Origin of the sequence: Catenulispora sp. EB89 (genome assembly GCF_041261445.1) — a bacterium.
Taxonomy (GTDB): domain Bacteria; phylum Actinomycetota; class Actinomycetes; order Streptomycetales; family Catenulisporaceae; genus Catenulispora.
Genome location: NZ_JBGCCU010000001.1, coordinates 602150 through 625233, shown reverse-complemented (window position 1 = coordinate 625233; position 23084 = coordinate 602150). Strand labels below are relative to the sequence as shown.

Here is a 23084-nt window from a genome sequence, read left to right as displayed (position 1 = left end):
TCAGCGCAGGACGTACCAGGTCGGCCCCGCGACGAGCAGGACCGCGGCGAACCAGGCCGCCGGGCCGATGAGGCGTTCGGCGAACGACGTGGCCCCGGCGGACTTCACCAGGCGCTGCACGCGGTCGAGCGTCGGAGTGCTGCGGGTGCTGCGAGCCGCGCCGGAACCGTTGTCCGCACGCTGATTCGGCACGGGGCCCGCCGTCCCACCGATGGCGACCAGGGCCCGGGCCAGCGCGGGGCGTCCGACGGAGCGGGCGGCGTGATCGTCGGCGAGCATCTCGACGAGCGCCGTGACCGAGGCGGTCGCACGGCGCGCCGGGGGCAGCGGCAGCGCCGACTCCCACGCGACGAAGGGCTGGACCACCAGCTCGTGGCGCCACTTCGCATGCGCACGCTCGTGCGCCAACACCGCTTCGAGCTCATCGGGCGCGAGCGCGGCGATGGTGCCCTCGGTGATGACGATGCGAGGCCGCGTACCGGGGAGGCAGTAGGCGGCGGGCGCGGCATGTTCGAGGACCCGGAGCTGGCGATCGGCGTGCTCGGCGGCCAGGTCGACGGCATCGCGCTGCCGCCGCAGATCGCGCTCGATCCGCCACGCTGAGAGCAACGTCACGCCGACCAGCCGCACGGTGAGCACGGCCGCGAGCGCCAGCGCCGCCTCCTGAAGGAGGCCCAGCGAACTCGGCACGCGAAGGTGGAACGCATCACGCCACAGCACGACCAGGCCGGTCCGCAGATGCCTGTCGAGCGGGGCGACGCCGACCGCGAGCGGCGCGCCGATCAGCGACAAGCCGCCGGCAATGCCGACCGCCTGCCACAACGCGATCGCGGCGCGGGCATGACGACGCGGCCACGCGGCGCGGGCCAGGAACACCGGGACCGGCCAGGCCAACAGCACCGCCAGGACGGCCAGGGGCCAGGCATCAGAAAACATGGCGCGCCGCCTACACGACCACGGCCAGTGAAATGCTCATCGCTACCAGCTTCTCAGACACGCCGCGCTGCATGGCGGGCCAGCCCGCGCGCCGCTCGGCCGCCGCCTTTCTCGCCGCGCCCGCCGCGAAACAAGCACCATTGCGCCAGCTGCCGACTTGCCGCGCAGCACATCGCGCCAGCCCGCACGCCGCTTGGCCGCTGCCTGCCGATCTCTGCCCGCTCGGCGCAAGAGCCCACACCGCCGCGCCGCCTACTCCTCCAGCCCCGCCAAGGCCTCGCGCAGCAGCGCGGCCTCCTCGGCCGACACCGAGCCGGCGAAGCGCACCAGCGCCGAGCGGCGGTCGTCGGTCGTTTCCAGGACCGCGAGCATCGAGGCGGCGATCACGTCGTCGCGGGTCCGCGCTGCGCGGTAGCGGTGGGCGCGGCCGACGCGCTCGCGCTCCACGAAGTCCTTGCGGCGGAGGCGGTCCAGCACCGTCAGGACGGTCGTGGGCGCCAGCTCTGTGGTGCCGTCGCGGGTCGCCAGTCGTTCGACGATCTCCTGCGCGGTGCTTCCGTCGGGGGCGTTCCAGAGGACGTCCATCACCGCGCGTTCCAGTTCGCCCAGTCTTGGGGGGCCGCCCGCGCGCTCGTTCGCCATGGGGTTACTCTACAACTGGTAGAACTTCTACGGATCGTAGAACTTATGGGAGACGCCCATGCTCGGCAGCACGCTCACCGACGCCCGAGTCGAGACCGGGTTCTCGCTCGCCTTCCACATCGTCTTCGCGGTCTTCGGGGTGGGGCTTCCCTGGCTCCTGCTGTTCACCGAGGGCCGGTGGCTGAAGACCGGCGACCCGACGTGGCTCGCCCTGACGCGCAAGTGGTCTCGGGTGATGGCGGTGCTGTTCGCCATCGGCGCGGTGTCCGGGACCGTCCTGTCCTTCGAGTTCGGGCTGCTGTGGCCGGCGTTCATGGCGCGCTACGGCGGCGTGCTGGGGCTGCCCTTCACGCTGGAGGCCTTCGCGTTCTTCGCCGAGGCGATCTTCGTCGGCCTCTACCTCTACGGCTGGAAGCGCCTGTCGCCGCGGGCGCACTGGCTCACGCTGTGGCCGATCGCGATCTCCGGCACGCTCTCGACGCTGTTCATCGTCACCGCCAACTCCTGGATGAACGTCCCGACCGGGGTCAAGGAGGTCGGCGGCAAGGTCGTCTCCGCCGAGCCGCTGGCGCCGCTCACCGGCCCCGGCGCGCTGCCGGAGTCGCTGCACATGCTGCTCGCCGCGCTCATGTGCACCGGCGGGGTGGTCGCCGCGGTCTACGCGGTCGGGATGCTGCGCGGCCGGCGCGACAGCTACCACCGGCGCGGCTTCCGGGTCGGCCTGGTCACGGTGCTGGCCATGGCCCCGCTCCAGCTGGTGGTCGGCGACCTGGCCGCGCGGGTGGTGGAGAAGTACCAGCCGGCCAAGCTCGCCGCGATGGAAGCCCTGACCCACACCCAGAGCCACGCGCCGCTGACCCTCGGCGGCATCTACGATCCGAGCACCGGCAAGACCCGGTTCGGCATCGAGATCCCGGACGGCCTGTCCCTGCTCACCGGCTTCCGCACCGACAAGACCATCCGGGGCCTGGACATCCTGCCGGCGAAGCAGCAGCCTGCGACGCCGGTCGTGCACCTGGCCTTCGACACCATGGTGGCCGGCGGCATGGCGATCCTCGGGCTCGCGGCGCTGCTCACCGTGGTCGCGTTCTGGAGGCGCCGCAAGGGTGTCCGCCCCCTGATCCCGCTCAGCCGGCCCTGGCTGCTGGCCGGCGGGCTCACCGGCCCGGCCGCGATGGCCGCGATGCTGGCCGGCTGGGAGGTCACCGAGGCCGGCCGGCAGCCGTGGATCGTCTACGGCCGGATGACCGTGCGCGAGGCCGCGACGACCAGCGGCGGCATCGGCTGGTCGCTGATCGCCACGATCGTGGTCTACCTGGGGCTGGCCACGGCGCTGCTGCTGATCCTGCGCCGGCTGGCGACCGGCGCGCCGCCGGAGCTGGCGGACGGGGTCGAGAACCCCGGGCCGCGGGACCCCGAGTCCCCGGACCACGCACCACAGAGCCCTGATTCGCGAGACCGCGAACCCCGGAACCCGGAACCGCAGACCGCCGGATCCCAGACCCCTGAGACCAGCACCGAACTGGAAGGAGCCGCCCGATGACCGCCGTCGACCTCCTGCTCGGCGTGATCGTCTGCGCCCTGGCCGCCTACGCGCTGCTGGCCGGCGCCGACTTCGGCGCCGGCGTCTGGGACCTGCTGGCCCGCGGCCGCCACGCCGACCGCGAGCGCCGCCTCATCGCGCACGCGCTCGGCCCGGTCTGGGAGGCCAACCACGTCTGGCTGATCTTCGTGATCGTCGCGACGTTCAGCGGCTTCCCCTCCGCCTTCGGCATCATCGCGCGCGGCCTGGAACTGCCGCTGGCGCTGGCATTGGCCGGGATCGTGCTGCGCGGGGCGGCGTACGTCTACCGCGCCTACGGCGAAGGCGCCGCCGGACCCGACAGCCTGTGGAGCCGCGTCTTCGCGGTGGCCTCCTCGATCACCCCGTTCATGCTCGGCGTCAGCGGCGCGGCGCTGGCCACCGGCAAGATCACCCCGAGCTCCGGGCCCCTGACGCCCTTCGAGTCCCCGTTCACGCTGGTGGCCGGCGCGTTCGCGGTCGTCGTCACCGCGTTCCTGGCCGCCGTATATCTCTGCTACGACGCCGGCACCGACCCGGAAACCGAGGACCTGGTCCCCGCGTTCCGGCGCCGGGCCCTGGCCGCCGCCGCACTGGCCGGCGTGGTCAGCCTGGCCCTGCTCCCGCTGCTGTATCAGGACGCACCGACCGTCGCGCACCGCTTCACCGAGCGGTCGATCCCGTTCGTGGCCGTCGCAGTGGTCTGCGGTTTCGGCTCGATCGCGGTGATCTGGAAGCGGCACTACGTCCTGGCCCGCGCGACGGCGGCCACCGCCGTGATCGGCGTGCTGCTCGGCTGGGCGGCAGCTCAGTACCCGGATCTGGCCGTCGGCGCGGCGACCGCCCGCGACTCGGCCGCCGGATCCGCGAACCTGCACGCCCTGCTGATCGCGATGGCCTTCGGGATGGTGGTCATCCTGCCCGCTTTTTACATGCTTCTGAAGGTCTTCTCAGGGCCCGAAAGGGACGCGATCACTACAGAACCCGCAAACTAAGTAAAGGAGACACCAAGAACACCCGTGCGAGTGCCAAGACGGAGTCAAGATCCGGACCGGATCGTCCTAACCTCCTTCCGCCCCCGAACGTCCTTGCGGTTGGCTCGCTGTGCCACCACCTACTCGCACAACCGCAAGGAGACACCGCTCGATCATGGGACTGTCGAAGCGCGCCCGCGTCATAGGGATCTCACTAGCCACCGCTGCCGTCGTCGGCGCCGGATCCGTCGCCGCCTTCTCGGCCGGCGCCGCCGGAAGCAGCAGTGGAACCGTCACGGCCGCCTTCGCCAAGACCTCGGACTGGGGCACCGGTTTCCAGGGCCAGTACACGATCGCCAACGGCACCGGCCAGACGGTGCACGGCTGGACCGTCTCCTTCGACCTGCCGGCCGGGGAGCGCATCAGCTCCCTGTGGAACGGCACGATGACCGCCGCCGGGCAGCACATCACCGTCGCCAACCCGTCCTGGGCCGGGGACATCGCCACCGGGACGAGCGCCACGTTCGGCTTCGTGGTGGACGCCACCTCCGGGAGCGCCGAGCCGCTGAACTGTCTGGTCAACGGCGCCTCGTGCGGCGGCGGTCCCGGCGGCGGGACGTCCGGCGGCGGTCCGAGCTCGGCTCCCGGCAGCGGCCCCAGCACCGCGCCGGGCTCCAGCGCGTCTCCCAGCGGCGCGCCGTCGAGCAAGCCGAGCACCGTCCCGTCGTCGGGGCCGAGCAGCGCACCGTCCTCGGTGCCCTCCTCGGTGCCCTCCTCGGCCCCGTCGGTGCCGGCCCCGCCACCGTCCGGCGCGTCCTACACCTTCGCGCCCTACGTCGACACCAGCCAGCGCCAGGATCTCGGCGCGGTCGCGGCGGCGGCCGGCATGAAGTACGTCACCGCGGCGTTCATGCTGGCCGGGGGCAGCGGTTGCACCCCGGCGTGGAACGGCACCTCCGACCCGGCCTTCGAGGCGAGCCTGAAGGCCGGCCTGGCGGACCTGCGGTCCAAGGGCGGCGACGCCATCGCCTCCTTCGGCGGCGCCAACGGCACCGAGCTGGCCCGGGCCTGCACCGACGTGCCGAGCCTGAAGGCCGCGTACAAGTCGGTGATCGACGCTTACAACCTCAGCCACGTCGACTTCGACATCGAGGGCGCGGCGACCACCGATCAGGCCTCGATCACCCGCCGGGCGCAGGCGCTGGCCCAGCTCCAGTCCGACTACGCGGCGGCCGGCAAGACCCTGGACGTGTCGCTGACTTTGCCGGTCCTGCCCTCGGGCCTGACCCAGGACGGTGTGAACATCGTCACCGCGGCCGCCAAGAACAACCTGAAGGTCTCGGTCGTGAACGTGATGGCCATGGACTACGGCGACTGGGCCGCCCCGAGCCCGTCGGGGAAGATGGGCCAGTACGCCGACCAGTCGGCGCAGTCCGTGCACGACCAGCTCAGGACCGTCTACCCGAACGCCACCGACGCCCAGCTGTGGGCGATGGTCGGCATCACCCCGATGATCGGCGTCAACGACACCTCCGACGAGGTGTTCCAGGTCTCCGACGCCAAGGTCGTCGAACAGTTCGCCGCGCAGCACCACATCGGCCGGCTGGCCATGTGGTCCCTGACGCGGGACCAGGCGTGTGCGCAGCCGTCGTCGTGGGCCTCGCCCACCTGCTCCTCGGTCCAGCAGAACGCGTACGACTTCTCGCACACCTTCGAGGCCTTCACCGGCTGACCACCACCCCACCCCGGAGGGATGCCCCGGAGAAGGGACAGGTGCCGGTTCTGCCCACACAGGACCGGCACCTGTTCCGCCGTTCTCGTCCTGCTGTCTGCTCGTTCTCGCCGCGGTGGGGCCGTTCTCGATCTGTCGCGCGCACGACAACGCCCGCCTCCTGGGACATCGCCAGGTGGCGGGCGTTACGTTATTTCCCCACGTGGGCGCCAACGGGAGTTCGGGGCGGGGGCGCCGCATGCGGGTCGTGACCCGAGGTGGTGCACAGTCCGGGAGCTACTTAAGCGAAACGCTCCAAGGGGCCCGTCCCTTGGAGCGTCGCCGGTACGTCCCCCGTTGGGTACTGCGACGAGATTCCCTGGGCGGGTCAGCCCTCACGCTGCGGCGGGATGCCGTTCAGCAGAGCGCGGACCTCCTGCTCGCGGTAGCGGCGGTGGCCCCCCAGAGTGCGGATAGAGGTCAGCTTGCCGGCCTTGGCCCAGCGCGTGACCGTCTTGGGGTCGACGCGGAACATCGTGGCGACCTCGGCGGGCGTGAGCAGAGGCTCAGCGTCCGGCGTACGTGCGGTCATATGGACTCCTCCTGACGGAAACGGGCGCCCAGCGCGCCCGATTTCTCGTGGACCCTCCCCGATAGCCTCGCTTGCCCGGTCCCGGGAAGACCGTGCGGCCGTGTCGGTTATAGGACGAACGGCTTGTCGTTCACAGTACAAGTACACCATCCAACCGGGGCCGTGGGCGATATCTATGAAATCGATACACAAAACCCGCACCGGCCGACCGCGGACGTAGGGGCCGATATACGGACAGCTTCACCCCTGTAACGCTGTGTCGATCGAGGACGGCATCAGCTGGTTGCTTCACCCGCCATGCCCGGATTCGACCCCGGCGGGCGGGCGGCGAAACCGGTCCGGAACCGACCCGAGGGATGATCTTGCCACCGAGGACGGCCGGCGCGGAAGACCTCTGATCGTTGAACTGATCGTCAAACGCACTCGGCGCTAGTTGGCCCGCGCGAGCACCCGCACGGCATCCCACTTAGCGCGATAACGCAGATACGCAGCGGTCACCCCCGTATCGTCACCCTGAGCCAGGGCAGCGAGACCGTCCGCCACATACCGCACGGAACAATCCAGGACGACCCCGTCTACCCGCTCCTCGGCGCCCAACGCGCCCTGGGCCACCAGCAGCCCCATCAGGCCCCCGTAGTCGAGCTCGACGACCGACAGGGGGTGGAACTCCTCCAACCACATTCCCAGCGTCTCCACGGCCTCCACAAGGGGTCCCGCCCCGAGCGACCTCTTGAGGACTCGCAGCGCCCTGGCACAGCGCTTTCGCGCCTGGCTCATCGCGGTCCGGAACTGGAGCGTCACCGCCGCGACCTTCTCGTCGCCCTGGCCGCCGCCCCCACCGCTTCCGTTGCCGCCCTCGCTCCCGTCGCCGGGCACCGCGTCCTCCAGGCCGAACAGGACGAGCCAGCGGATCGGCACCTGCCAGGAAGCGGTCAGGATGTGCGGCAGGGCCTCCGGGTCCTCGGCCCACCACCGCTCGTACTCGGTGTCGGCGCGGTCGAGCACCGGCTGCGGCCAGAACAGCCGGACGCCGCCGTCGCCGTGGACCGCGCGCAGCTCGGTCAGCGCCAGCCAGGACCGCAGCCGCGACTGCCACGGGCACAGCAGCGGGTTCTCTCCGTTGTCCAGCACATAGGCGACCCGGGACTCGTTCTCCGGAACGGCGATCGGAGGGACCGCCACAAGGCCGCGCAGCGAGGTTCCCTGTTCCTCGGCGAGGGTCTTGGGCTCGGGGTTCCGCCGGAGCCAGGACTCCCACTCGGCGCGCTCTCCAGCCGGGAATGCGGCCAGCGGCTCATACACCCGCAGGTAGGCCATATAGGGCGCCGGAATCGCGCCGCCGGGGGATGCGCGCACGTAGTGATGCTCTCACCTATGGCGCCGCGGCGCGCCACGCATGTGCCCGAACGTTCGGTGAACCACCGATCCACGCCACTTATGCCCCACGCGCTCGTTCGCCGCCCACCGCGAATAGGCTTCCTCCATACTGCCTCCATCTTCAGGGGTTCAGACCGGGCGATCCCCGTGCGGCCCCGCCCGACGGAGGCCTCTACCACAGCAAGCCTCCCCGACCACCAGTCATCACCAGGAGCAACGCAGTGTCTGACAAGCCTGACAACGACGTCAGCGAGGTATTCGCCAACGACCACGAGCAGGTCGTGTACTGCCGCGACGAGGAGACCGGCCTGAAGGCCATCATCGCGGTCCACAACACCCTGCTCGGCCCCGGCCTCGGCGGTACCCGCTTCTTCCCCTACGCCAGCGAGCAGGACGCGCTGAAGGACGTCCTGCGCCTGTCCCGGGGCATGTCCTACAAGAACGCCCTCGCCGGTCTGGACCTCGGCGGCGGCAAGGCCGTCATCATCGGCGACCCGAACGAGATCAAGTCCGAGGCGCTGCTGCGCGCCTACGGCCGCTTCGTGCAGTCCCTCAACGGGCGCTACTACACCGCATGCGACGTCGGCACCTATGTGCAGGACATGGACGTCGTCTCCAGGGAGTCGACGTTCGTCACCGGCCGCTCGGTCGAGTCCGGCGGCGCCGGCGATTCCTCCGTGCTCACCGCGTACGGAGTGTTCCAGGGTATGCGCGCCTCCGCCGAATACCTGTGGGGCTCGTCCTCACTAGCCGGTAAGCGGGTCGGCATCTCCGGCGTCGGCAAGGTCGGGCGCTACCTGGTGGGGCACCTGATCGAGGACGGCGCGTCGATCGTGGCGACCGATCCCTACGAGGGCGCGATCCAGTGGCTGCGCGACAACTACGCGCAGGTTGAGATCGTCTCCACCACCGAGGAGCTCATCGCGGCAGACATAGACGTCTATGCCCCGTGCGCCCTCGGCGGGGCCCTGGACGACGCCACCGTCGCCGCACTGACCGCGAAGATCGTCTGCGGCGCCGCCAACAACCAGCTCGCGCACACCGGCGTGGAGAAGCAGCTGGAGGCGCGCGGCATCCTGTACGCGCCCGACTATCTGGTGAACTCCGGCGGTGTGATCCAGGTCGCAGACGAGATCCACGGCTTCGATTTCGAGCGTGCCAAGCGCCGTGCGTCGGGCATTTTCGACACCACGATGCGCATCTACTCCCTGGCGTCGGAGGAGGGTGTGCCCCCTTCGGTGGCCGCGGACCGGCTCGCCGAGCGGCGCATGCGCGACGTGGGTCGCTTGCGCGGCGTATACCTGCCGTAGGCCTCCCGATGGGACGCCTCGTCAGATACCCCCGGTGGCGCGTGGCATCGACGCGGGTATAAGCGCTATCGTGGGGTCGTGCCTGTGACACCCGAGTAACGCGGTCGGCTATGCCTGTTCGTGCCGATCAGCCGTATGGCTCGTACCGATCGGTTGGGGAAACAGGTACCGTGAATTCTCACGACTGACCGTATGACCGGAGCAGGGGCAGACCAGCCCCGATCGTTGAGGGGGTCGAGCCAATGGGGCGCGGCCGGGCCAAGGCCAAGCAGACGCGGGTCGCCCGAGACCTGAAGTATCGCGACGTGGGGACCGACCTGACGCAGCTCCAGCGTGAGCTGCAGCGGGACGGACACACGTCCAACGGGCATACCGCCGAGGCACCGTCGCAGCAGGACGACGACGACGCGGACGACGACGAGTTGTACGCGAAGTACGCCGATGATGACGGCGATGACGACTACGACAGCGCGGATGACGGCGGTTCGCACCGCAGTCACCACCGCCGCAGTTGAGGCTGGACCGGGCCGCCGAGCGCCGGTTGAGTAGGCCCGTCCCACTGGGACGGGCCTTCGTCACGCCCGAAACGGATTCGCACGCATGATGCGTGCGGGTCTCGTGGGACGCACGTAGCGCCCCAGCGGTCCGACCGCCGAGGCGCCTTTTTGGGTTTCCCGAAAATCGGGAAGCCCGACTTCCTGCTATCCCGCCTACTACCCGGCGTAGTCGCCGTGCAGGGACGCCGCGCCGTCGCCGCCCTTGGCGCCGCCGACGGTCGCCGCCCCCTCGGAAGCGACCACCTCGCCGCACACCCAGCTCGGCAGCCCTCGTTCGGCCAGCAGCGCCAGCGCCGGGTCGACCGCGGCCGGCGGCAGCACCGCGACCATCCCGACGCCCATGTTCAGCGTCTTCTCCAGCTCCAGCGTCGCCACCCCGCCGAGCCGCCCGACCGTGCCGAACACCGCCGGCGGGGTCCAGGTGCCGCGGTCCAGCCGGGCCTCCAGGCCCGCCGGGATGATCCGGGCGATGTTCGCCGCCACGCCGCCGCCGGTGATGTGCGAGAACGCGTGCACCTCGGCCCCGGCGATCAGGGCAAGGCAGTCCAGCGAGTAGATCCGGGTCGGCTCCAGCAGCTCCTCGCCGAGCGTGCGGCCGAACTCCGGCACGTCCCGGTCCAGCTCCCAGCCCGCGACCTCGAAGAACACGTGCCGCAGCAGCGAGTACCCGTTGGAGTGCGCGCCGGAGGAGGCCATCGCGACCAGCACGTCGCCCTCGCGGACCCGCTCGGCGCCGAGCACCTTGTCGGCCTCGACGACCCCGGTCCCGGCCCCGGCCACGTCGTACTCACCCGGCTTGAGCAGGCCCGGGTGCTCCGCGGTCTCGCCGCCGACCAGTGCGCAGCCGGCCAGCACGCAGCCCTCGGCGATGCCCTTGACGATCCCGGCGACCACCTCGGGCACCACCTTGCCGGTGGCGATGTAGTCGGTCATGAACAGCGGCTCGGCACCGCAGACCACCAGGTCGTCCACGACCATGCCGACCAGGTCGCGGCCGATGGAGTCGTGCTTGTCCATGCGCTGCGCGATCGCCACCTTGGTGCCCACGCCGTCGGTGGAGGTGGCCAGCAGCGGCCGCCGGTAGGCCTTCAGCGCGGAGGCGTCGAACAGACCGGCGAAGCCGCCGATGCCGCCGAGGACCTCCGGCCGGCGGGTCTTGGCGACCCACTCCTTCATCAGCTCGACCGCGCGGTCGCCGGCCTCGATGTCGACGCCGGCCGCGGCGTAGGTGGCTCCGGACGCGCCGGGGGCTCCAGACATGAGTGAAATTCCTTTGATGTCGGCGTCAGCCGCGCGCCGTTCTACGGCCGCGACAGGGCGTCGGTGTGGGCCAGCGGGTCGACCGCGATCTCCAGGAGGTGCTTGCCCAGCAGCTCCTCCTCGGGCAGCTCGATCGGGTACACCCCGTCGAAGCAGGCCCGGCACAGCCGGTCGGCCGGCTGGTGGGTGGCCTCGGTCATGCCGTCGAGGGTGATGTAGGCCAGCGAGTCGGCGCCTATCGACTTGGCGATCTCGTCGGTGCTCAGGCCGTTGGCGATCAGCTCGGCGCGGGTGGCGAAGTCGATGCCGTAGAAGCACGGCCACTTCACCGGCGGGGAGGAGATCCGCAGGTGGACCTCGGTGGCACCGGCCTCGCGCAGCATCTTGAGCACCGCGCGCTGGGTGTTGCCGCGCACGATCGAGTCGTCCACCACCACCAGGCGCTTGCCCTCGATGACCTCGCGCAGCGCGTTGAGCTTGAGCCGCACGCCGAGCTGGCGCAGGGTCTGGCTGGGCTGGATGAAGGTGCGGCCGACGTAGGCGTTCTTCACGAAGCCCTGGCCGAAGGGGATGCCGGACTCCTCGGCGAAGCCGATCGCGGCCGGGGTGCCGGACTCCGGCGTGGCGATCACCAGATCGGCCTCGACCGGCGCCTCGCGGGCCAGGGTGCGGCCCATCTCCACGCGCGCGGCGTGCACGTTGCGGCCGGCGATCGTGGCGTCCGGGCGGGCCAGGTAGACGTACTCGAAGACGCAGCCCTTGGGCTGGGGCTGGGCGAAGTGCCGGGAGCGCAGGCCATTCTCGTCGACCGCTATCAGCTCGCCGGGCTCAATCTCCCGGATGAAGCTGGCGCCGACGGTGTCCAGCGCGGCCTGCTCGGAGGCCACCACCCAGCCGCGGTCCAGGCGGCCGAGCATCAGCGGCCGCACACCCTGCGGGTCGCGCGCGGCGTAGAGCGTGGTCTCGTCCATGAACACCAGGGAGAAGGCCCCGCGCAGCTGCGGCAGCACCTCCACGGCCGCGTCCTCCAGGGAGCGGTCCGAGTAGGACGCCATCAGCTCGGTCATGAGCCCGGTGTCCGAGGTCATGGCGTGCTTGTCGGTGACGCCGGTCCTGGTCCGACGCTCGGCGGCCATGCGGCCCAGCTCGCCGGTGTTGGTCAGGTTGCCGTTGTGGCCCAGCGCCACGGCGCCGTGCGTGGTGGCGCGGAAGGTCGGCTGCGCGTTCTCCCACACCGAGGAGCCGGTGGTGGAGTAGCGGGCGTGGCCGATGGCCAGGTACCCCTGCAGGGACTGCAGGGTGGCCTCGTCGAAGACCTGGGAAACCAGGCCCATGTCCTTGTAGACCAGGATCTGCTTGCCGTTGGACACGGCGATGCCGGCGGATTCCTGGCCGCGGTGCTGCAGCGCGTACAGGCCGAAGTACGCGAGCTTCGCGACCTCTTCGCCGGGGGCCCAGACACCGAAGACTCCGCAGGCGTCCTGCGGGCCGGTGTCCTGGGGGTCGAGTTCGTGGGTGAGTCTGCCATCGCCGGGGCGGAAGCCGGAAGGGTGGATCACATGTCGAGTCTAAGCCACGGACTGTGATGATCCTCCCGGCCGATAGAGCCGCCTATCTGCATATGTGACGATCCGCGACCGCGACCGGCCCGACCCCGCCGCCCCCTCCGCGGCGGGGTGTCGCGACTCACATCGCGGCCGGGCACACCTTTCGTCCGCGTCATCCCATCAGCGGCAGGTACTCCTTCAGGTCCGCGCGCTGCCCCGAGGCCGAGACCAACGCCTGGTCCATCACCTCGTCCCACGTGCTCCGGCCGGCCGCGAGCCGGATCCAGGTCCGCGGCGCCATCTCGACCACGTTCGGCGGGGTGCCGCGGGTGTGGCGCGGCCCCGGGACGCACTGCACGGCGGCGAACGGCGGCACCCGCAGCTCCACGGAATTGCCCGGGACCTTGGCGGCCATCGCGTCGGCCAGCTGGCGGACCGTGATCGCCAGCGCCTCCCGGTCGTGCGGGAACTCGATGCCGGTGGAGCGCTCCAGGTCGTCGGCGTGCACGGTGGCCTCCACGATCCGCGAGACCAGGAAGTCGTCGAAGCGCATCGGCCCGAACCGCATCGCGATCAGGTCCTCGTCGCCGTAGCGCTCCATGAGCTTCTCGGCCTCGGCCACCTCGTCGGCCAGCACCACGCCGCCCTCGACCAGGTCCCGGGTGCCGGCGTCGACCGCGGCGCTGGCGGTCGGCGTCGAGGTCATCCAGTCGTAGACCTCGGCCTGCTCCCCGGCGACCGGCTCGGCGGCCCGCACCAGGACCGTGTGCACGGTGAAAGCCACGTGCCCGACCAGCGTCCGCACGTCCCAGCCGGTCAGCTTCGACGGCGCCGCGAGCTGCTCGGGCGTCAGGCGGGCGGCGTACTCGATGTGCGCCTGCCACTGGTTCACGACGGCTTGGCGGACCTTGGCGGGGGCGGGGCGGCGGGTCTTCGGCATGGCCGGAATATAACGGACCGTCGAGAGGGCCGGGCAGGGCCAATTCAGGTGCTTTGGCATGCGGAGGAGTTCTTGTGACGTCCTCCTTTCGGCGGCCCCGCGGACCTGAAGACAAACTCATCCATTGTGGTGAATCAGCGTCGTGTGTGCGGTGATCTGCCTGATTCGCGACTACCGTGCTGTCACCGTGATCACCGCCGAGAGCCCCGCCCCCGCACCCACCGACGCCGCCCCGACCCCCGAGCGCACCGCGCTGGCCGGTGCGATCGACGCGCAGGCGCGGCGGATGGACCAGCTGTCCGCGGCGATCGTGCGGGCCACGTCGCAGGTGACGTGGTCCGGGCGCGCCGCGGAGCGGTTCCGGGCCCGGGCGGCGGAGCGGTCGCGGGAGTGCTTGCAGCTGGCGGTGGCGCTGCGGGCTTCGGCCGAGCGGGTGCACGCGGCGGCTGTGGCGGCGGCGCAGGCGGCGCAGCAGGCGGCGCAAGCCGCGCAGCATGCTGCGGCCGGGCAACCCGGAGGCGCCGGTCGCGATGCCGAACCCGACGCCGGTCACGAGGGCAAGGGACACGCGGACATCGTCGGGACGATCAGCGGGATGGTCGGCGGCACCGTGAGTGGGCTGGCCAGCGGCGGCGCGGCGGGGTCGGCGGGTACATCTGGCGCGGCGGGCACGGCTCCGGGAGCCGGCGCCGGCACGCACGGACCGGCGCGATGAGCGCGGCGAGCCCTGAGGCGGCGTCGGCGGGCGCCAGCTTCTACGCGCTCGGGCCGGAGTTCGAGTGGCTGGCCGCCGCCTGGGACGGCTTCGCCCACGAGCTCGGCGAAGTCGGCAGCACGCTGCGGCACATCGTCGAGGCCGCCACGGCCGATCCCCAACTGGCGGCGGAGTCCTCGGGCCTCGCGGCGCTGGAGTCGGCGACCGAGCGGCTGGTCCGGGAACTGGTCGAGGACGCGGCCCGGATCCGCCACACGCAGACCACCTACGAGCAGGCCGACGCGGCGGTGCACGCGGCCGTGCCTCCGGGGCACTCTCCGTCGACGGTGTCGTCCGGGCACGGTTCCGCCGCCCCGAACACCCACGACATCCCCGTGTTCGGCGCCGGACAGGAGAACGTCACCGGATTGGCCGCGGCCGGGTCCTACGCCGGATCCGCAGATCTGGCCGGGCAGGGCGCGTCCGCATCCCCTCCGGCACCCGCATCCGCGCCCGACGGCTCAGGCCTCTGGCACCCGGCCGCCGCCGCCGGCCAGGACTTGTCCGAGACCGCGCTCGGCACCCTGAGCCGCATCCGCCGCCAGATGATCGCGCGCGCCGAGCGCTGGGTCGCGCAGCGCGTCCCCTACAACCAGGGGCTGTGGCACGAGGGCTATCGCACGGACTGCTCCGGCTTCATCTCCATGTGCTGGGGCCTGCGCGACTCCCTGGTGACGTCGACCATGCCGCACGTCGCGCACCGGATCGCCAAAGAGGACCTGCGCCCCGGCGACGTCCTGCTGAACACGGATGTCACCACCGGCCACGTCATCCTCTTCGACCGCTGGGCCGACTATGCGCACAACTCCTACGTGGGCTACGAGCTGTGTCCCCAGGGGACGCTGCACCACGTGATCCCGTATCCGTACTACAACGGATTCGGCGTATACGAGCCCTACCGCTACAACAATGCAGGTGACTGATCCGCGCCGCGCCCCTACCGTGGACGCACTATGGCCTGGTTCGTACATCTGACTCCGGAGAAGAACTCCGCGCGCGTCCGCCGCTCCGGCCTGTCGCCGGTGAGCCGTTCGCGCAGTGCCGACCCGCGCCCCGGCCTCTTCTGCACGCCACTCCTGGCGGATCACACGTTGACCTACCAGTGGTCCCGCGAGATCAAGCGCTGGAAGTCACCGCGCCTGGTCGGCGTCCACTTCCGGATACCTGACGACACCGCGGTGACCGTGGGCTACTACGGCGACATCCCGCAGGAAGTGACAGCGGCACAGGCAGTAGCGCGCTTCCTGTCGCTGTCTCCGGAAGAGATGCGCGGATACGAAGTCTTCCTCCCCCGCGGCGTCGACGCTAAGGAGATCAGACGCATCAGGTCTCTCCAGCGCCCCATCGGCTGGCGCTATAGGCCGAACGCACATGGCTTCAAGCCCTGCCCCTGCCCGGCGTGCATGAACTCCGGCGAGTACCGCATCTCCCGAATCCGCGACAAGTCCTCGTACTACGACCGGAGCTACATCCGACCCCGCCAAGAAGTCCTGGAGAAGCTCCGCACCGCACAGGACAGCACGGAGATCATCGACCTCCTCGACGAACTCCACGGCCGCGGCCAAGGCGACGCCTTCCGCATCGCCCACCTCGCCGACCACCCGGACCCAGCCGTCCGCGAAGCACTCGCCTACGCGCTCGACGGCTTCAACAAAAAGGTCGCTGCGGAGCTTCGGGAGAAGCTTCGCAGCGACCCGGTCAAGGACGTCCGCGAGGCCGCCGGAGCGGACGAGGACGCTGCCTAGACCTCAAGCCACCGGCTTGGATCCCGACATGACGAACGCCTCGCGCCGCAGCCTGATGAAGGCCACAACCTGATCCGCCTGGTACAGCCACGGCGAGACAGGGACCAGGCACCCGCCGAGGGCGAGCCAGACCTTGCACGCGTCGTCCCAGCGGTTCGCCAGCGTGAGTGCCCACGCGAGCCAGTTCCCGTCCACCACCGCCACTCCTCCGCCGGTGGGCACGGTCCCATCCCAGTGGTCGCCCAGTGCCTTGCGCAGTGCATCGCGACCTGAGCCCCGGCGGAAGTGCTCGGTCTGCCTGATCGTCCTCGCTGTAGGCAGCCAGATCTCCAGCTCGTTGCCGAGGCGGAGTTGGAGGGCGACCGCCGAACGCGGAGCCCGCGCGGCGGTGTCCTCGACGAAGCTCCGCGCCGCCGCCACCGACCCGAACCATTTCGGCTGCCAGTACTGGAGCGCCTGAATGTGGGCTCGCCGGTTCAGTGAGTCGCGAATCAGAAGTTCCTGCCAGATCCGCTCGAACTCGCTGTTGGAGAGTTGCAGGCCGCGAGCCGCCGTGACCATGGTCATCCACGGCGTCGGGTCCTCCGGCGCCAGCTCCGCGGCATTCATCGCCTCGTCGGCGCCTGTTCGCAGAAGCTCGTGGAAGCGCTGGAACTGCTGGCGAGTAGTGACCGCCGCGTATCCACCGCCTCGAGCGTTCCAAGCCTTCACCACCAGAGAGTGCGCGAAGACGACGGCGGCATCCGGCGAAGACGGTTCGGCGGCGCGCCACGAATGGAGCCACCTGGGACCAACCGCCGTCGTGCCACCGAGCGCCTGGACGTACAGGCCTCGCCGGTCCCAGTCCTTGCCGACCGCTGCGAGCGCGGCCTTTGCCGGCTTCCAATCGCCGACACGGCATGCTTCCAGCGCCGCGGCGAGGACGGGATCTGCGAGCGCGGCGTCCGATCTCACTTGGTCATCCGGCACGAGGCCGTATTTGGCGGGGTGAAAGGTCGCCGCCTTCAAAGGCTTCCGCAGGTTGTACTGGGCCATCGTTCTCGTCCTCTTCAGTGCGGCTCGTCCCTGCGGACCCGGAAGGCGGCGACCTCTGTCAGCTCGCGAGCTCAGCCCGCACGCGACACCGAAGACACCTCGCCGGCGTCCCCCACGCCGACCTTCGCCTCGCCGACCGCGTCACCCTTCGCGCCGCCCTGCGCCGCACCCTTCGCGTCGCTCTTCGCGCCGCTCTTCGCCCCGCCACCGAGCTCGGCAGCCGCCGCGAAGGCGCCGCCGATCCGGACGTGGCCGGGCAGCCCGATCACGCCGGCCGCCTGCTGGGCGATGCCGTTCGGCAGGGCCGCCGGGCCGCCCATCAGGAACAGGTCGTACAGGCTGGCCGACTGGCTGTTCAGGTAGGACAGCACCGCCGGGCTGATGCCGGTGGGCGCCGTGAGCAGCAGGGGGCCGCCGCGCAGGCCGATCATCGCGCCGCCGGAGAGGGCGTCCGGCCAGGTGCTGCCGGTGGCCAGGGCGATGTTGGTGTTGCCGCTGAAGTAGGTGCGGGCGACCAGCAGGGCCGTGGAGTAGCGGTCGGCGCCGGCCAGGACGCGGCGGCGGATCTCCGAGGGCCAGGACGGCATCTTGTACGCCTTGTACGCCGAGATCAGTGCCGCGTCGCCGGGGCCGCCGATGGTGACCAGTTCGGTGCCGCCGGAGGCCGGGTCCGGGTTCAGGGTGTTGAGGTAGGCCGCCGTCTCCTTCGGCATCGCGGCGCCGTCGGTCAGCAGGACCGGCTGGCCGGTCGCGCCGGCTGCCAGCGCGTCCGGGAACAGGGCTCCGGTCGCGATCATCACCGTGCTCGGGTGCGGGTTGACCGCCTTGGCGATGGCCACGGCGGTGCCGTAGCGGGTGTCGCCGGCCAGCCGCACGACGTGGTAGCGGGACAGCGCCGAGGCCACCGCCGGGGACAGCGCCTGCGTCCCGCCGAGCAGATAGACCGTTCCGCCGGGTGCGAGGACGCGGCCGATCTCGGTCTTCACCGCCGGGTTCAGCGCCGCCGAGCCGGTGATCAGCAGCGGCGCGTTCGTCCGCACCGCCAGCGCCGAGCCGCCGAGCGCGTCGGCGAAGGTGTCGCTGCGCGCCAGCACGACCGCGCCGGCCTGCGGCCGGGTCCGGTCGGCGGCGCCGTGGTCGGCGAAGTTCAGCTGCGAGGCCGCGACGGCGGTGCCGACGCGGTCGCTGCCGCCCTCTCGGACGATCTGCGAGTCCACGACCGGCGGGGTGAAGTCCGGGTCGTCGGCGTCGGGGATGCTGCCGACCGGCGCGCCGCCGCCCGAGGGGATCTCGAAGATCTCGTGGAACGTGGCGTTGGAGTACGCCAGGTACTTGCCATCCCCGGACCAGGCCGGCTTGCTCGCGCCGTTCCGGTCCTGCGACACCTGCGTGACGCCGCTGCCGTCGGCGTTCGCGGTGAAGATCTGCGCGATGCCGTGGCTGTCCGGCCGGACGAAGGCGATCTTCGTGCCGTCGTTGGAGAACGTGGGCTGCGCCGCGTTCGGGATCAACTGGGAAGAGCTGCCGCCGGCGAGCCGGTACGTCGCCGGGGCGCCGCCGTTGTCGCACTCGTAGATCAGCGACCCGTCGCCCCCGAAGCTCGGGCTGTGCTCCTGCTGGCAGGAGGCGCCGAGCGGGAGCCGGTAGGCGTCGCCGGCCATGGTCCCGTCGGTGTTCTCGGTGACCAGGTTGGCGATGCCCGCCCCGTCGCCCTGGACGAAAGCGACGACCGAACCGTCCCAGCTCTCGGCCGGCTCGGTGTCCTTCGGGCCCGCACCGGCCTTCTCGGTCAGCGGCGCGGCGCCGGTCCCGTCCGGGTGCACCGTGGACAGGCCGGGGTCGGAGCTGTAGAGCAGCCGTGTGCCCAGCGGGTTCCACGTGGTCCGGCCCTCAGACTCCGACGAGACGGTCGCCAGCGTCTGACCGTTCACCGCCCCGGTCGGCGCGGAGATGATCGCCGTGCCGCGCCGGAAGGTCAGCGGGGCGACCGTGCCCTGGCCGGCCGGCAGCGGCTGGCCCGTGGGCGCGCCGGGCGGGAGCGGGCCGGTGGCGTTGTACCTGATCACACCCTGGGACGCCAGGAGGCCGTTGCACGTCTCGGTGAAGACCGCTTCGAGCTGTGTCAGCGTACCGTTCGAGTAGGCAAGCTGATCAATGGTGAAACTGCCGCCGCTGGAATCGGGGCAGTCGTCCGTGGCACCCAACCCCCTGGTCGCCACATAAGGATCATCGGGATGACCGTTGTAGGTGTAGGTCTGGCCCGCAGCCAAGTCGACGCCGGGCGAAGACACCAACCAGCCCTGGAAATAGAGCCCGTTGGGACTGCTTACCGTCCCGGGCATTGTGGCCGTGAAGTAGATGCTCGTGCCGAGCGAAGGTGTTTGAGCGTGCTGGATACCCTGCGCCGTGATCGCCGACGGTGACGAGACGATGCCGGTGTACCCGGCGGTGGCAGCGTCGCCAGGCTGACCTTCAAGAATCAGCTCCGTCGCGGGCTCCGGCGTCGTGGCCGGTGCCGCCGCGGACATCGCAGCCGTAGCGGCCTGAGCCGGCACCGCCGTGTAAGGAACCGCCCCCAAGACGGCCAAGGCCCCCACAGCCATGACCGACAGTCTCTGCGCGCGCATAGGCGCACCCTCCCCGGATGAGAATGACGAGAAAACGCTCGAACGCTATAGCTAAAGGACCCCCGCTGAGCAGGGGTCCTTTGGCGTATCTTCCTACGTCAGACGTCTACCGTGAGAGGCCGACCGTCAGAGGTCTCCCTCAGGCGTCCACCACCGAGTGCCCGAACAGCTTCCGGAACGGCGCCTCGTGCGCCGCGCGCAGCTCGGCCATCGGCACCGTGAACTGCCCCTGCACCTCCAGGGTGTCGCCGTCCACGACGCCCACGCGCGCCACCGGCAGCCCGCGCGCCACGCACATGTCGGTGAACCGCAGCTCCTCGCTGCGCGGGACCGCGACCAGCGCGCGGCCGGCCGACTCGGAGAACAGCGCGACGAACGGGTCCAGCGCACCGCCGTCCGCGTCCGTCTCCGGCAGCACCAGGCGGGCGCCGTGGCCGCCGCGCAGGCAGCTCTCCACGACCGCCTGCGCCAGGCCGCCGTCGGACAGGTCGTGCGCCGCCGAGAGCATGCCGTCGCGCGAGCCGGCGATCAGCACCTCGCCGAGCACCTTCTCGCGGTTCAGGTCCAGGCGCGGGGGCAGGCCGCCGAGGTGGCCGTGGACCTCGTGCGCCCATTCCGAGCCGCCGAACTCGTCGCGGGTGTCGCCGAGCAGCAGCAGGATCTCGCCCTCGCGCTCGAAGGCGCTGCGGGTGCGGCGGTCGACGTCGTCGATGACGCCGAGCACGCCGACCACCGGGGTCGGGTGGATGTTCAGCTCGCCGGTCTGGTTGTAGAACGACACGTTGCCGCCGGTGACCGGGGTCCCCAGCTCCAGGCAGGCGTCGGCCAGGCCGCGGCAGGCCTCGGCGAACTGCCACATGACGTCCGGGTCCTCCGGCGAGCCGAAGTTCAGGCAGTCGGTGACGGCCAGCGGCTTGGCGCCGGTGGCGGCCACGTTGCGGTAGGCCTCGGCCAGCGCCAGCTGCGCGCCCTGGTACGGGTCGAGCTTGGTGAAGCGGCCGTTGCCGTCCGTGGACAGCGCCACGCCGAGCGAGGTGCCCGGCAGCGCGGCGTCCAGCCGGACCATCCCGGAGTCCTCGCCGTGCCCGAGGACGGTGTTGCCCTGGACGCGGTGGTCGTACTGCTCCACAGCCCAGGTCTTGTCGGCCAGGTTCGGCGAGCCGACCAGGCGCAGCAGCGTCTCGCGCAGTTCGGCCGCGTTCCCCGGCCGCTTCAGCCGAGAAGCGGTCGGCACGTCGGCCTGGAGCGCGTCCTGCCACTCCGGCCGCGCGAACGGCCGGTTGTACACCGGGCCCTCGTGCGCCAGGGTCCGCGGCGGCACGTCCACGATGATCTCGCCGTGCCACCACATGCGCAGCCGGCCGGTGTCGGTGACCTCGCCGAGCGCGGTCGCGGTGACGTCCCACTTCTCGCAGACCGCCAGGAACGCCTCGACCTTGGCCGGCTCGACCACGGCCATCATCCGCTCCTGCGACTCCGACATGAGGACTTCCTCAGGGGTCAGCGTCGAGTCGCGCAGCGGAGCCAGGTCCAGCCGCACGTCCATGCCGCCGGTGCCGGCCGCGGCCAGCTCGGTGGTGGAGCAGGTGAGCCCGGCCGCGCCCAGGTCCTGGATGCCCACGACCAGGTCGGCCGCGAAGATCTCCAGGCAGCACTCGATGAGCACCTTCTCCATGAACGGGTCGCCGACCTGGACGGAGGGCCGCTTGGCCGGCCCGTCCTCGTCGAAGGTGGCGCTGGCCAGCACCGAGGCGCCGCCGATGCCGTCGCCGCCGGTGCGGGCGCCGAACAGGATCACCTGGTTGCCCGGGCCCGGGGCCTTGGCGAGCTTGATCTCGTCGGCCCGCATGACGCCCACGCACAGCGCGTTCACCAGCGGGTTGCCCAGGTAGCAGGGGTCGAAGACGATCTCGCCGCCGATGTTCGGCACGCCCAGGCAGTTGCCGTAGCCGCCGATGCCGGCCACCACGCCGGGCAGCACCCGCGCGGTGTCCGGGGCGTCGGCGGGGCCGAAGCGCAGCGGGTCCATGACGCCGATCGGGCGGGCGCCCATGGTGAGGATGTCGCGCACGATGCCGCCGACCCCGGTCGCCGCGCCCTGGTAGGGCTCGACGTAGGAGGGGTGGTTGTGCGACTCCACCTTGAAGGTGACGGCCAGGCCCTCGCCGACGTCCACGACGCCGGCGTTCTCGCCCGGGCCGACCAGCAGCGCGGCGGTCTTCGGGGCCTTCTCGCCGAACTGCTTCAGGTGCACCCGGGAGGACTTGTAGGAACAGTGCTCGGACCACATGACCGAGTACATGGCCAGCTCCGAGGAGCTGGGGCGGCGGCCCAGGATCTCGCGGACGCGCAGGTACTCGTCCTCGGTCATGCCGAGCTCGCGGAACGGCTGCTTCACGTCGGGGGTCTCGGCGGCCTTGGCGACGGTGTCGAACGCGACCGCAGTGTCCACGAACACGTCAGTCGTGTCGAAGACGTTCTCGGAGGAGTTGCCGGTGCTCATGCGGAAACCAAGCTCTTGAGGATCGAGGTGAAGAACGGCAGGCCGTCGGTGCCCGGGACCCTGCGATTCTCAATGAACCCAGCGGGGCCGGTCAGGTCGTCGATGGCGTACTCGGGGTGCGGCATCAGGCCGACCACGTTCCCGGCGGCGTTGGTGATGCCGGCGATGTCCCGCGCGGCGCCGTTGGGGTTCGCCACATAGCGCGCCAGCACGCGGCCCTCGGCCTCCAGCGCGTCGAGGGTGTGCGCGTCGGCGACGAAGCGGCCGTCCACGTTCTTGATCGGGATGACGGCCTCGGCGCCGACCTCGTAGTCCGAGGTCCACGCCGTGCGGTTGTTCTCGATCCGCAGGGTCACGTCGCGGTTGATGAAGTGCAGGTCGCCGTTGCGGATCATCGCGCCTTCCAGCAGGTGCGCCTCGCACAGCACCTGGAAGCCGTTGCAGATGCCCAGGACCGGCAGCCCACCGCGGGCCGCGTCGATGATCGTGTCCATCACCGGGGAGAACCGGGCGATGGCGCCGGCGCGCAGGTAGTCGCCGTAGGAGAAGCCACCGGGAAGCACGACCGCGTCGACCTGGTGCAGGTTCTGCTCCTTGTGCCAGAGCGCCACCGGCTCGGCCCCGACCGCCGCGGCGGCGCGCAGCGCCTGCTGGTCGTCCAGGGTGCCGGGGAAGGTGACGACGCCGATGCGGGCGGGCATCAGGCGCTCTCGCCGGTCTCGCCGGCCTCGTCCAGCACGGTGACGTGGAAGTCCTCGATCACGGTGTTGGCGAGCAGCTTCTCGGCCATCTGCTCGGCGGTGGCCCGCAGGGTGGCCGGGTCGGCGTCGGCGAGGTCGAGCACGAAGCGCTTGCCCTGGCGGACGTTGGTGACGGAGTCGAAGCCCATGCGAGGAAGTGCGCGCTGCACCGCCTGGCCCTGGGGGTCGAGGATCTCGGGCTTGAGCATGACGTCGACGAGGACGCGGGCCACAGGTACTCCCATTGCTTCAGCCGCGGCACGTCCGCGCCGG

General features: G+C 71.0%; 20 protein-coding genes. 8 read left to right on the top strand and 12 right to left on the bottom strand.

Annotated features, from left to right (window positions below; translation table 11 throughout):
- Entirely contained in the window at nucleotides 1-936 is a 936-nt protein-coding gene (locus tag ABH920_RS02890; protein WP_370346417.1) for a M56 family metallopeptidase, read from the bottom strand.
- Between the two features lie 252 nt (nucleotides 937-1188).
- Nucleotides 1189-1578 (bottom strand): BlaI/MecI/CopY family transcriptional regulator, encoded by a 390-nt coding sequence (locus ABH920_RS02885; RefSeq protein ID WP_370346415.1) that lies wholly within the window; start codon nucleotides 1576-1578, stop codon nucleotides 1189-1191.
- A 58-nt stretch (nucleotides 1579-1636) separates the two neighbouring features.
- On the opposite strand from ABH920_RS02885, the gene ABH920_RS02880 reads away from it, so the two are divergent.
- From ABH920_RS02880 to ABH920_RS02870, 3 genes are all read left to right on the top strand, one after another.
- Entirely contained in the window at nucleotides 1637-3121 is a 1485-nt protein-coding gene (locus ABH920_RS02880) for a cytochrome ubiquinol oxidase subunit I (RefSeq protein ID WP_370346413.1), read from the top strand.
- A complete protein-coding gene (locus ABH920_RS02875; RefSeq protein WP_370346411.1) occupies nucleotides 3118-4134 on the top strand; it encodes a cytochrome d ubiquinol oxidase subunit II in 1017 nt (338 codons plus the stop codon). The genes ABH920_RS02880 and ABH920_RS02875 overlap by 4 nt, the downstream gene beginning before the upstream one ends.
- A 154-nt stretch (nucleotides 4135-4288) precedes the next feature.
- Nucleotides 4289-5845, top strand: a complete 1557-nt coding sequence (locus ABH920_RS02870) for a cellulose binding domain-containing protein (RefSeq protein WP_370346409.1) — start codon at nucleotides 4289-4291, stop codon at nucleotides 5843-5845.
- A 367-nt stretch (nucleotides 5846-6212) separates the two neighbouring features.
- Here the strand turns inward: ABH920_RS02870 and bldC are convergent, their stop codons facing one another.
- Both bldC and ABH920_RS02860 read right to left on the bottom strand, forming a co-directional pair.
- Nucleotides 6213-6416: a developmental transcriptional regulator BldC gene (bldC, locus tag ABH920_RS02865; protein WP_012784549.1), complete on the bottom strand. Its 204-nt coding sequence runs from the start codon at nucleotides 6414-6416 to the stop codon at nucleotides 6213-6215.
- A gap of 429 nt (nucleotides 6417-6845) precedes the next feature.
- A complete protein-coding gene (locus ABH920_RS02860) occupies nucleotides 6846-7772 on the bottom strand; it encodes a hypothetical protein (RefSeq protein WP_370346406.1) in 927 nt (308 codons plus the stop codon).
- Nucleotides 7773-8014: 242 nt separating this feature from the next.
- On the opposite strand from ABH920_RS02860, the gene ABH920_RS02855 reads away from it, so the two are divergent.
- Nucleotides 8015-9103 carry a Glu/Leu/Phe/Val dehydrogenase gene (locus ABH920_RS02855; RefSeq protein WP_370346404.1) on the top strand — a complete coding sequence of 363 codons (1089 nt, stop codon included), beginning with the start codon at nucleotides 8015-8017 and terminating at the stop codon, nucleotides 9101-9103.
- A 242-nt stretch (nucleotides 9104-9345) separates the two neighbouring features.
- Nucleotides 9346-9618, top strand: a complete 273-nt coding sequence (locus ABH920_RS02850; protein ID WP_370346402.1) for a DUF3073 domain-containing protein — start codon at nucleotides 9346-9348, stop codon at nucleotides 9616-9618.
- A gap of 198 nt (nucleotides 9619-9816) precedes the next feature.
- Here the strand turns inward: ABH920_RS02850 and purM are convergent, their stop codons facing one another.
- From purM to ABH920_RS02835, 3 genes are all read right to left on the bottom strand, one after another.
- Nucleotides 9817-10920: a phosphoribosylformylglycinamidine cyclo-ligase gene (gene purM, locus ABH920_RS02845; protein WP_370346400.1), complete on the bottom strand. Its 1104-nt coding sequence runs from the start codon at nucleotides 10918-10920 to the stop codon at nucleotides 9817-9819.
- A 41-nt stretch (nucleotides 10921-10961) separates the two neighbouring features.
- Nucleotides 10962-12479, bottom strand: a complete 1518-nt coding sequence (purF, locus tag ABH920_RS02840; RefSeq protein ID WP_370346398.1) for an amidophosphoribosyltransferase — start codon at nucleotides 12477-12479, stop codon at nucleotides 10962-10964.
- 160 nt (nucleotides 12480-12639) lie between these two features.
- Entirely contained in the window at nucleotides 12640-13407 is a 768-nt protein-coding gene (locus tag ABH920_RS02835; protein ID WP_370346396.1) for a sterol carrier family protein, read from the bottom strand.
- Nucleotides 13408-13594: 187 nt separating this feature from the next.
- On the opposite strand from ABH920_RS02835, the gene ABH920_RS02830 reads away from it, so the two are divergent.
- The 3 genes from ABH920_RS02830 to ABH920_RS02820 all read left to right on the top strand — a co-directional run bounded on the left by ABH920_RS02830 (nucleotide 13595) and on the right by ABH920_RS02820 (nucleotide 15906).
- Entirely contained in the window at nucleotides 13595-14122 is a 528-nt protein-coding gene (locus ABH920_RS02830) for a hypothetical protein (protein WP_370346394.1), read from the top strand.
- Nucleotides 14119-15084 carry a hypothetical protein gene (locus tag ABH920_RS02825; protein WP_370346392.1) on the top strand — a complete coding sequence of 322 codons (966 nt, stop codon included), beginning with the start codon at nucleotides 14119-14121 and terminating at the stop codon, nucleotides 15082-15084. Before ABH920_RS02830 ends, ABH920_RS02825 begins: the two co-directional genes overlap by 4 nt.
- A 168-nt stretch (nucleotides 15085-15252) precedes the next feature.
- On the top strand, nucleotides 15253-15906 hold the full coding sequence (locus tag ABH920_RS02820; RefSeq protein WP_370346390.1) for a hypothetical protein: 654 nt from the start codon (nucleotides 15253-15255) through the stop codon (nucleotides 15904-15906).
- 3 nt (nucleotides 15907-15909) lie between these two features.
- Here the strand turns inward: ABH920_RS02820 and ABH920_RS02815 are convergent, their stop codons facing one another.
- The 5 genes from ABH920_RS02815 to purS all read right to left on the bottom strand — a co-directional run bounded on the left by ABH920_RS02815 (nucleotide 15910) and on the right by purS (nucleotide 23044).
- Nucleotides 15910-16941 carry a hypothetical protein gene (locus tag ABH920_RS02815; protein WP_370346388.1) on the bottom strand — a complete coding sequence of 344 codons (1032 nt, stop codon included), beginning with the start codon at nucleotides 16939-16941 and terminating at the stop codon, nucleotides 15910-15912.
- Nucleotides 16942-17012: 71 nt separating this feature from the next.
- Entirely contained in the window at nucleotides 17013-19544 is a 2532-nt protein-coding gene (locus ABH920_RS02810; RefSeq protein ID WP_370346386.1) for a cell wall-binding repeat-containing protein, read from the bottom strand.
- Between the two features lie 163 nt (nucleotides 19545-19707).
- The gene (purL, locus tag ABH920_RS02805) at nucleotides 19708-22071 is read right to left on the bottom strand and encodes a phosphoribosylformylglycinamidine synthase subunit PurL (protein WP_370346384.1); all 2364 of its coding nucleotides are present in this window, start codon (nucleotides 22069-22071) and stop codon (nucleotides 19708-19710) included.
- Nucleotides 22068-22772 (bottom strand): phosphoribosylformylglycinamidine synthase subunit PurQ, encoded by a 705-nt coding sequence (purQ, locus tag ABH920_RS02800; RefSeq protein ID WP_370346382.1) that lies wholly within the window; start codon nucleotides 22770-22772, stop codon nucleotides 22068-22070. The genes purL and purQ overlap by 4 nt, the downstream gene beginning before the upstream one ends.
- Complete coding sequence (purS, locus tag ABH920_RS02795; RefSeq protein WP_370346380.1) at nucleotides 22772-23044, bottom strand: phosphoribosylformylglycinamidine synthase subunit PurS; 273 nt, start codon at nucleotides 23042-23044, stop codon at nucleotides 22772-22774. Before purS ends, purQ begins: the two co-directional genes overlap by 1 nt.
- Nucleotides 23045-23084 lie beyond the last annotated feature (40 nt).

What these genes read in the sequence shown, in the direction of transcription:
- ABH920_RS02890 (WP_370346417.1), bottom strand. Translation starts at nt 936, where the DNA reads ATGTTTTCTGATGCCTGGCCCCTGGCCGTCCTGGCGGTGCTGTTGGCC.
- ABH920_RS02885 (WP_370346415.1), bottom strand. Translation starts at nt 1,578, where the DNA reads ATGGCGAACGAGCGCGCGGGCGGCCCCCCAAGACTGGGCGAACTGGAA.
- ABH920_RS02880 (WP_370346413.1), top strand. Translation starts at nt 1,637, where the DNA reads ATGCTCGGCAGCACGCTCACCGACGCCCGAGTCGAGACCGGGTTCTCG.
- ABH920_RS02875 (WP_370346411.1), top strand. Translation starts at nt 3,118, where the DNA reads ATGACCGCCGTCGACCTCCTGCTCGGCGTGATCGTCTGCGCCCTGGCC.
- ABH920_RS02870 (WP_370346409.1), top strand. Translation starts at nt 4,289, where the DNA reads ATGGGACTGTCGAAGCGCGCCCGCGTCATAGGGATCTCACTAGCCACC.
- bldC (WP_012784549.1), bottom strand. Translation starts at nt 6,416, where the DNA reads ATGACCGCACGTACGCCGGACGCTGAGCCTCTGCTCACGCCCGCCGAG.
- ABH920_RS02850 (WP_370346402.1), top strand. Translation starts at nt 9,346, where the DNA reads ATGGGGCGCGGCCGGGCCAAGGCCAAGCAGACGCGGGTCGCCCGAGAC.
- purM (WP_370346400.1), bottom strand. Translation starts at nt 10,920, where the DNA reads ATGTCTGGAGCCCCCGGCGCGTCCGGAGCCACCTACGCCGCGGCCGGC.
- ABH920_RS02835 (WP_370346396.1), bottom strand. Translation starts at nt 13,407, where the DNA reads ATGCCGAAGACCCGCCGCCCCGCCCCCGCCAAGGTCCGCCAAGCCGTC.
- ABH920_RS02825 (WP_370346392.1), top strand. Translation starts at nt 14,119, where the DNA reads ATGAGCGCGGCGAGCCCTGAGGCGGCGTCGGCGGGCGCCAGCTTCTAC.
- ABH920_RS02815 (WP_370346388.1), bottom strand. Translation starts at nt 16,941, where the DNA reads ATGGCCCAGTACAACCTGCGGAAGCCTTTGAAGGCGGCGACCTTTCAC.
- ABH920_RS02810 (WP_370346386.1), bottom strand. Translation starts at nt 19,544, where the DNA reads ATGGCTGTGGGGGCCTTGGCCGTCTTGGGGGCGGTTCCTTACACGGCG.
- purL (WP_370346384.1), bottom strand. Translation starts at nt 22,071, where the DNA reads ATGAGCACCGGCAACTCCTCCGAGAACGTCTTCGACACGACTGACGTG.
- purQ (WP_370346382.1), bottom strand. Translation starts at nt 22,772, where the DNA reads ATGCCCGCCCGCATCGGCGTCGTCACCTTCCCCGGCACCCTGGACGAC.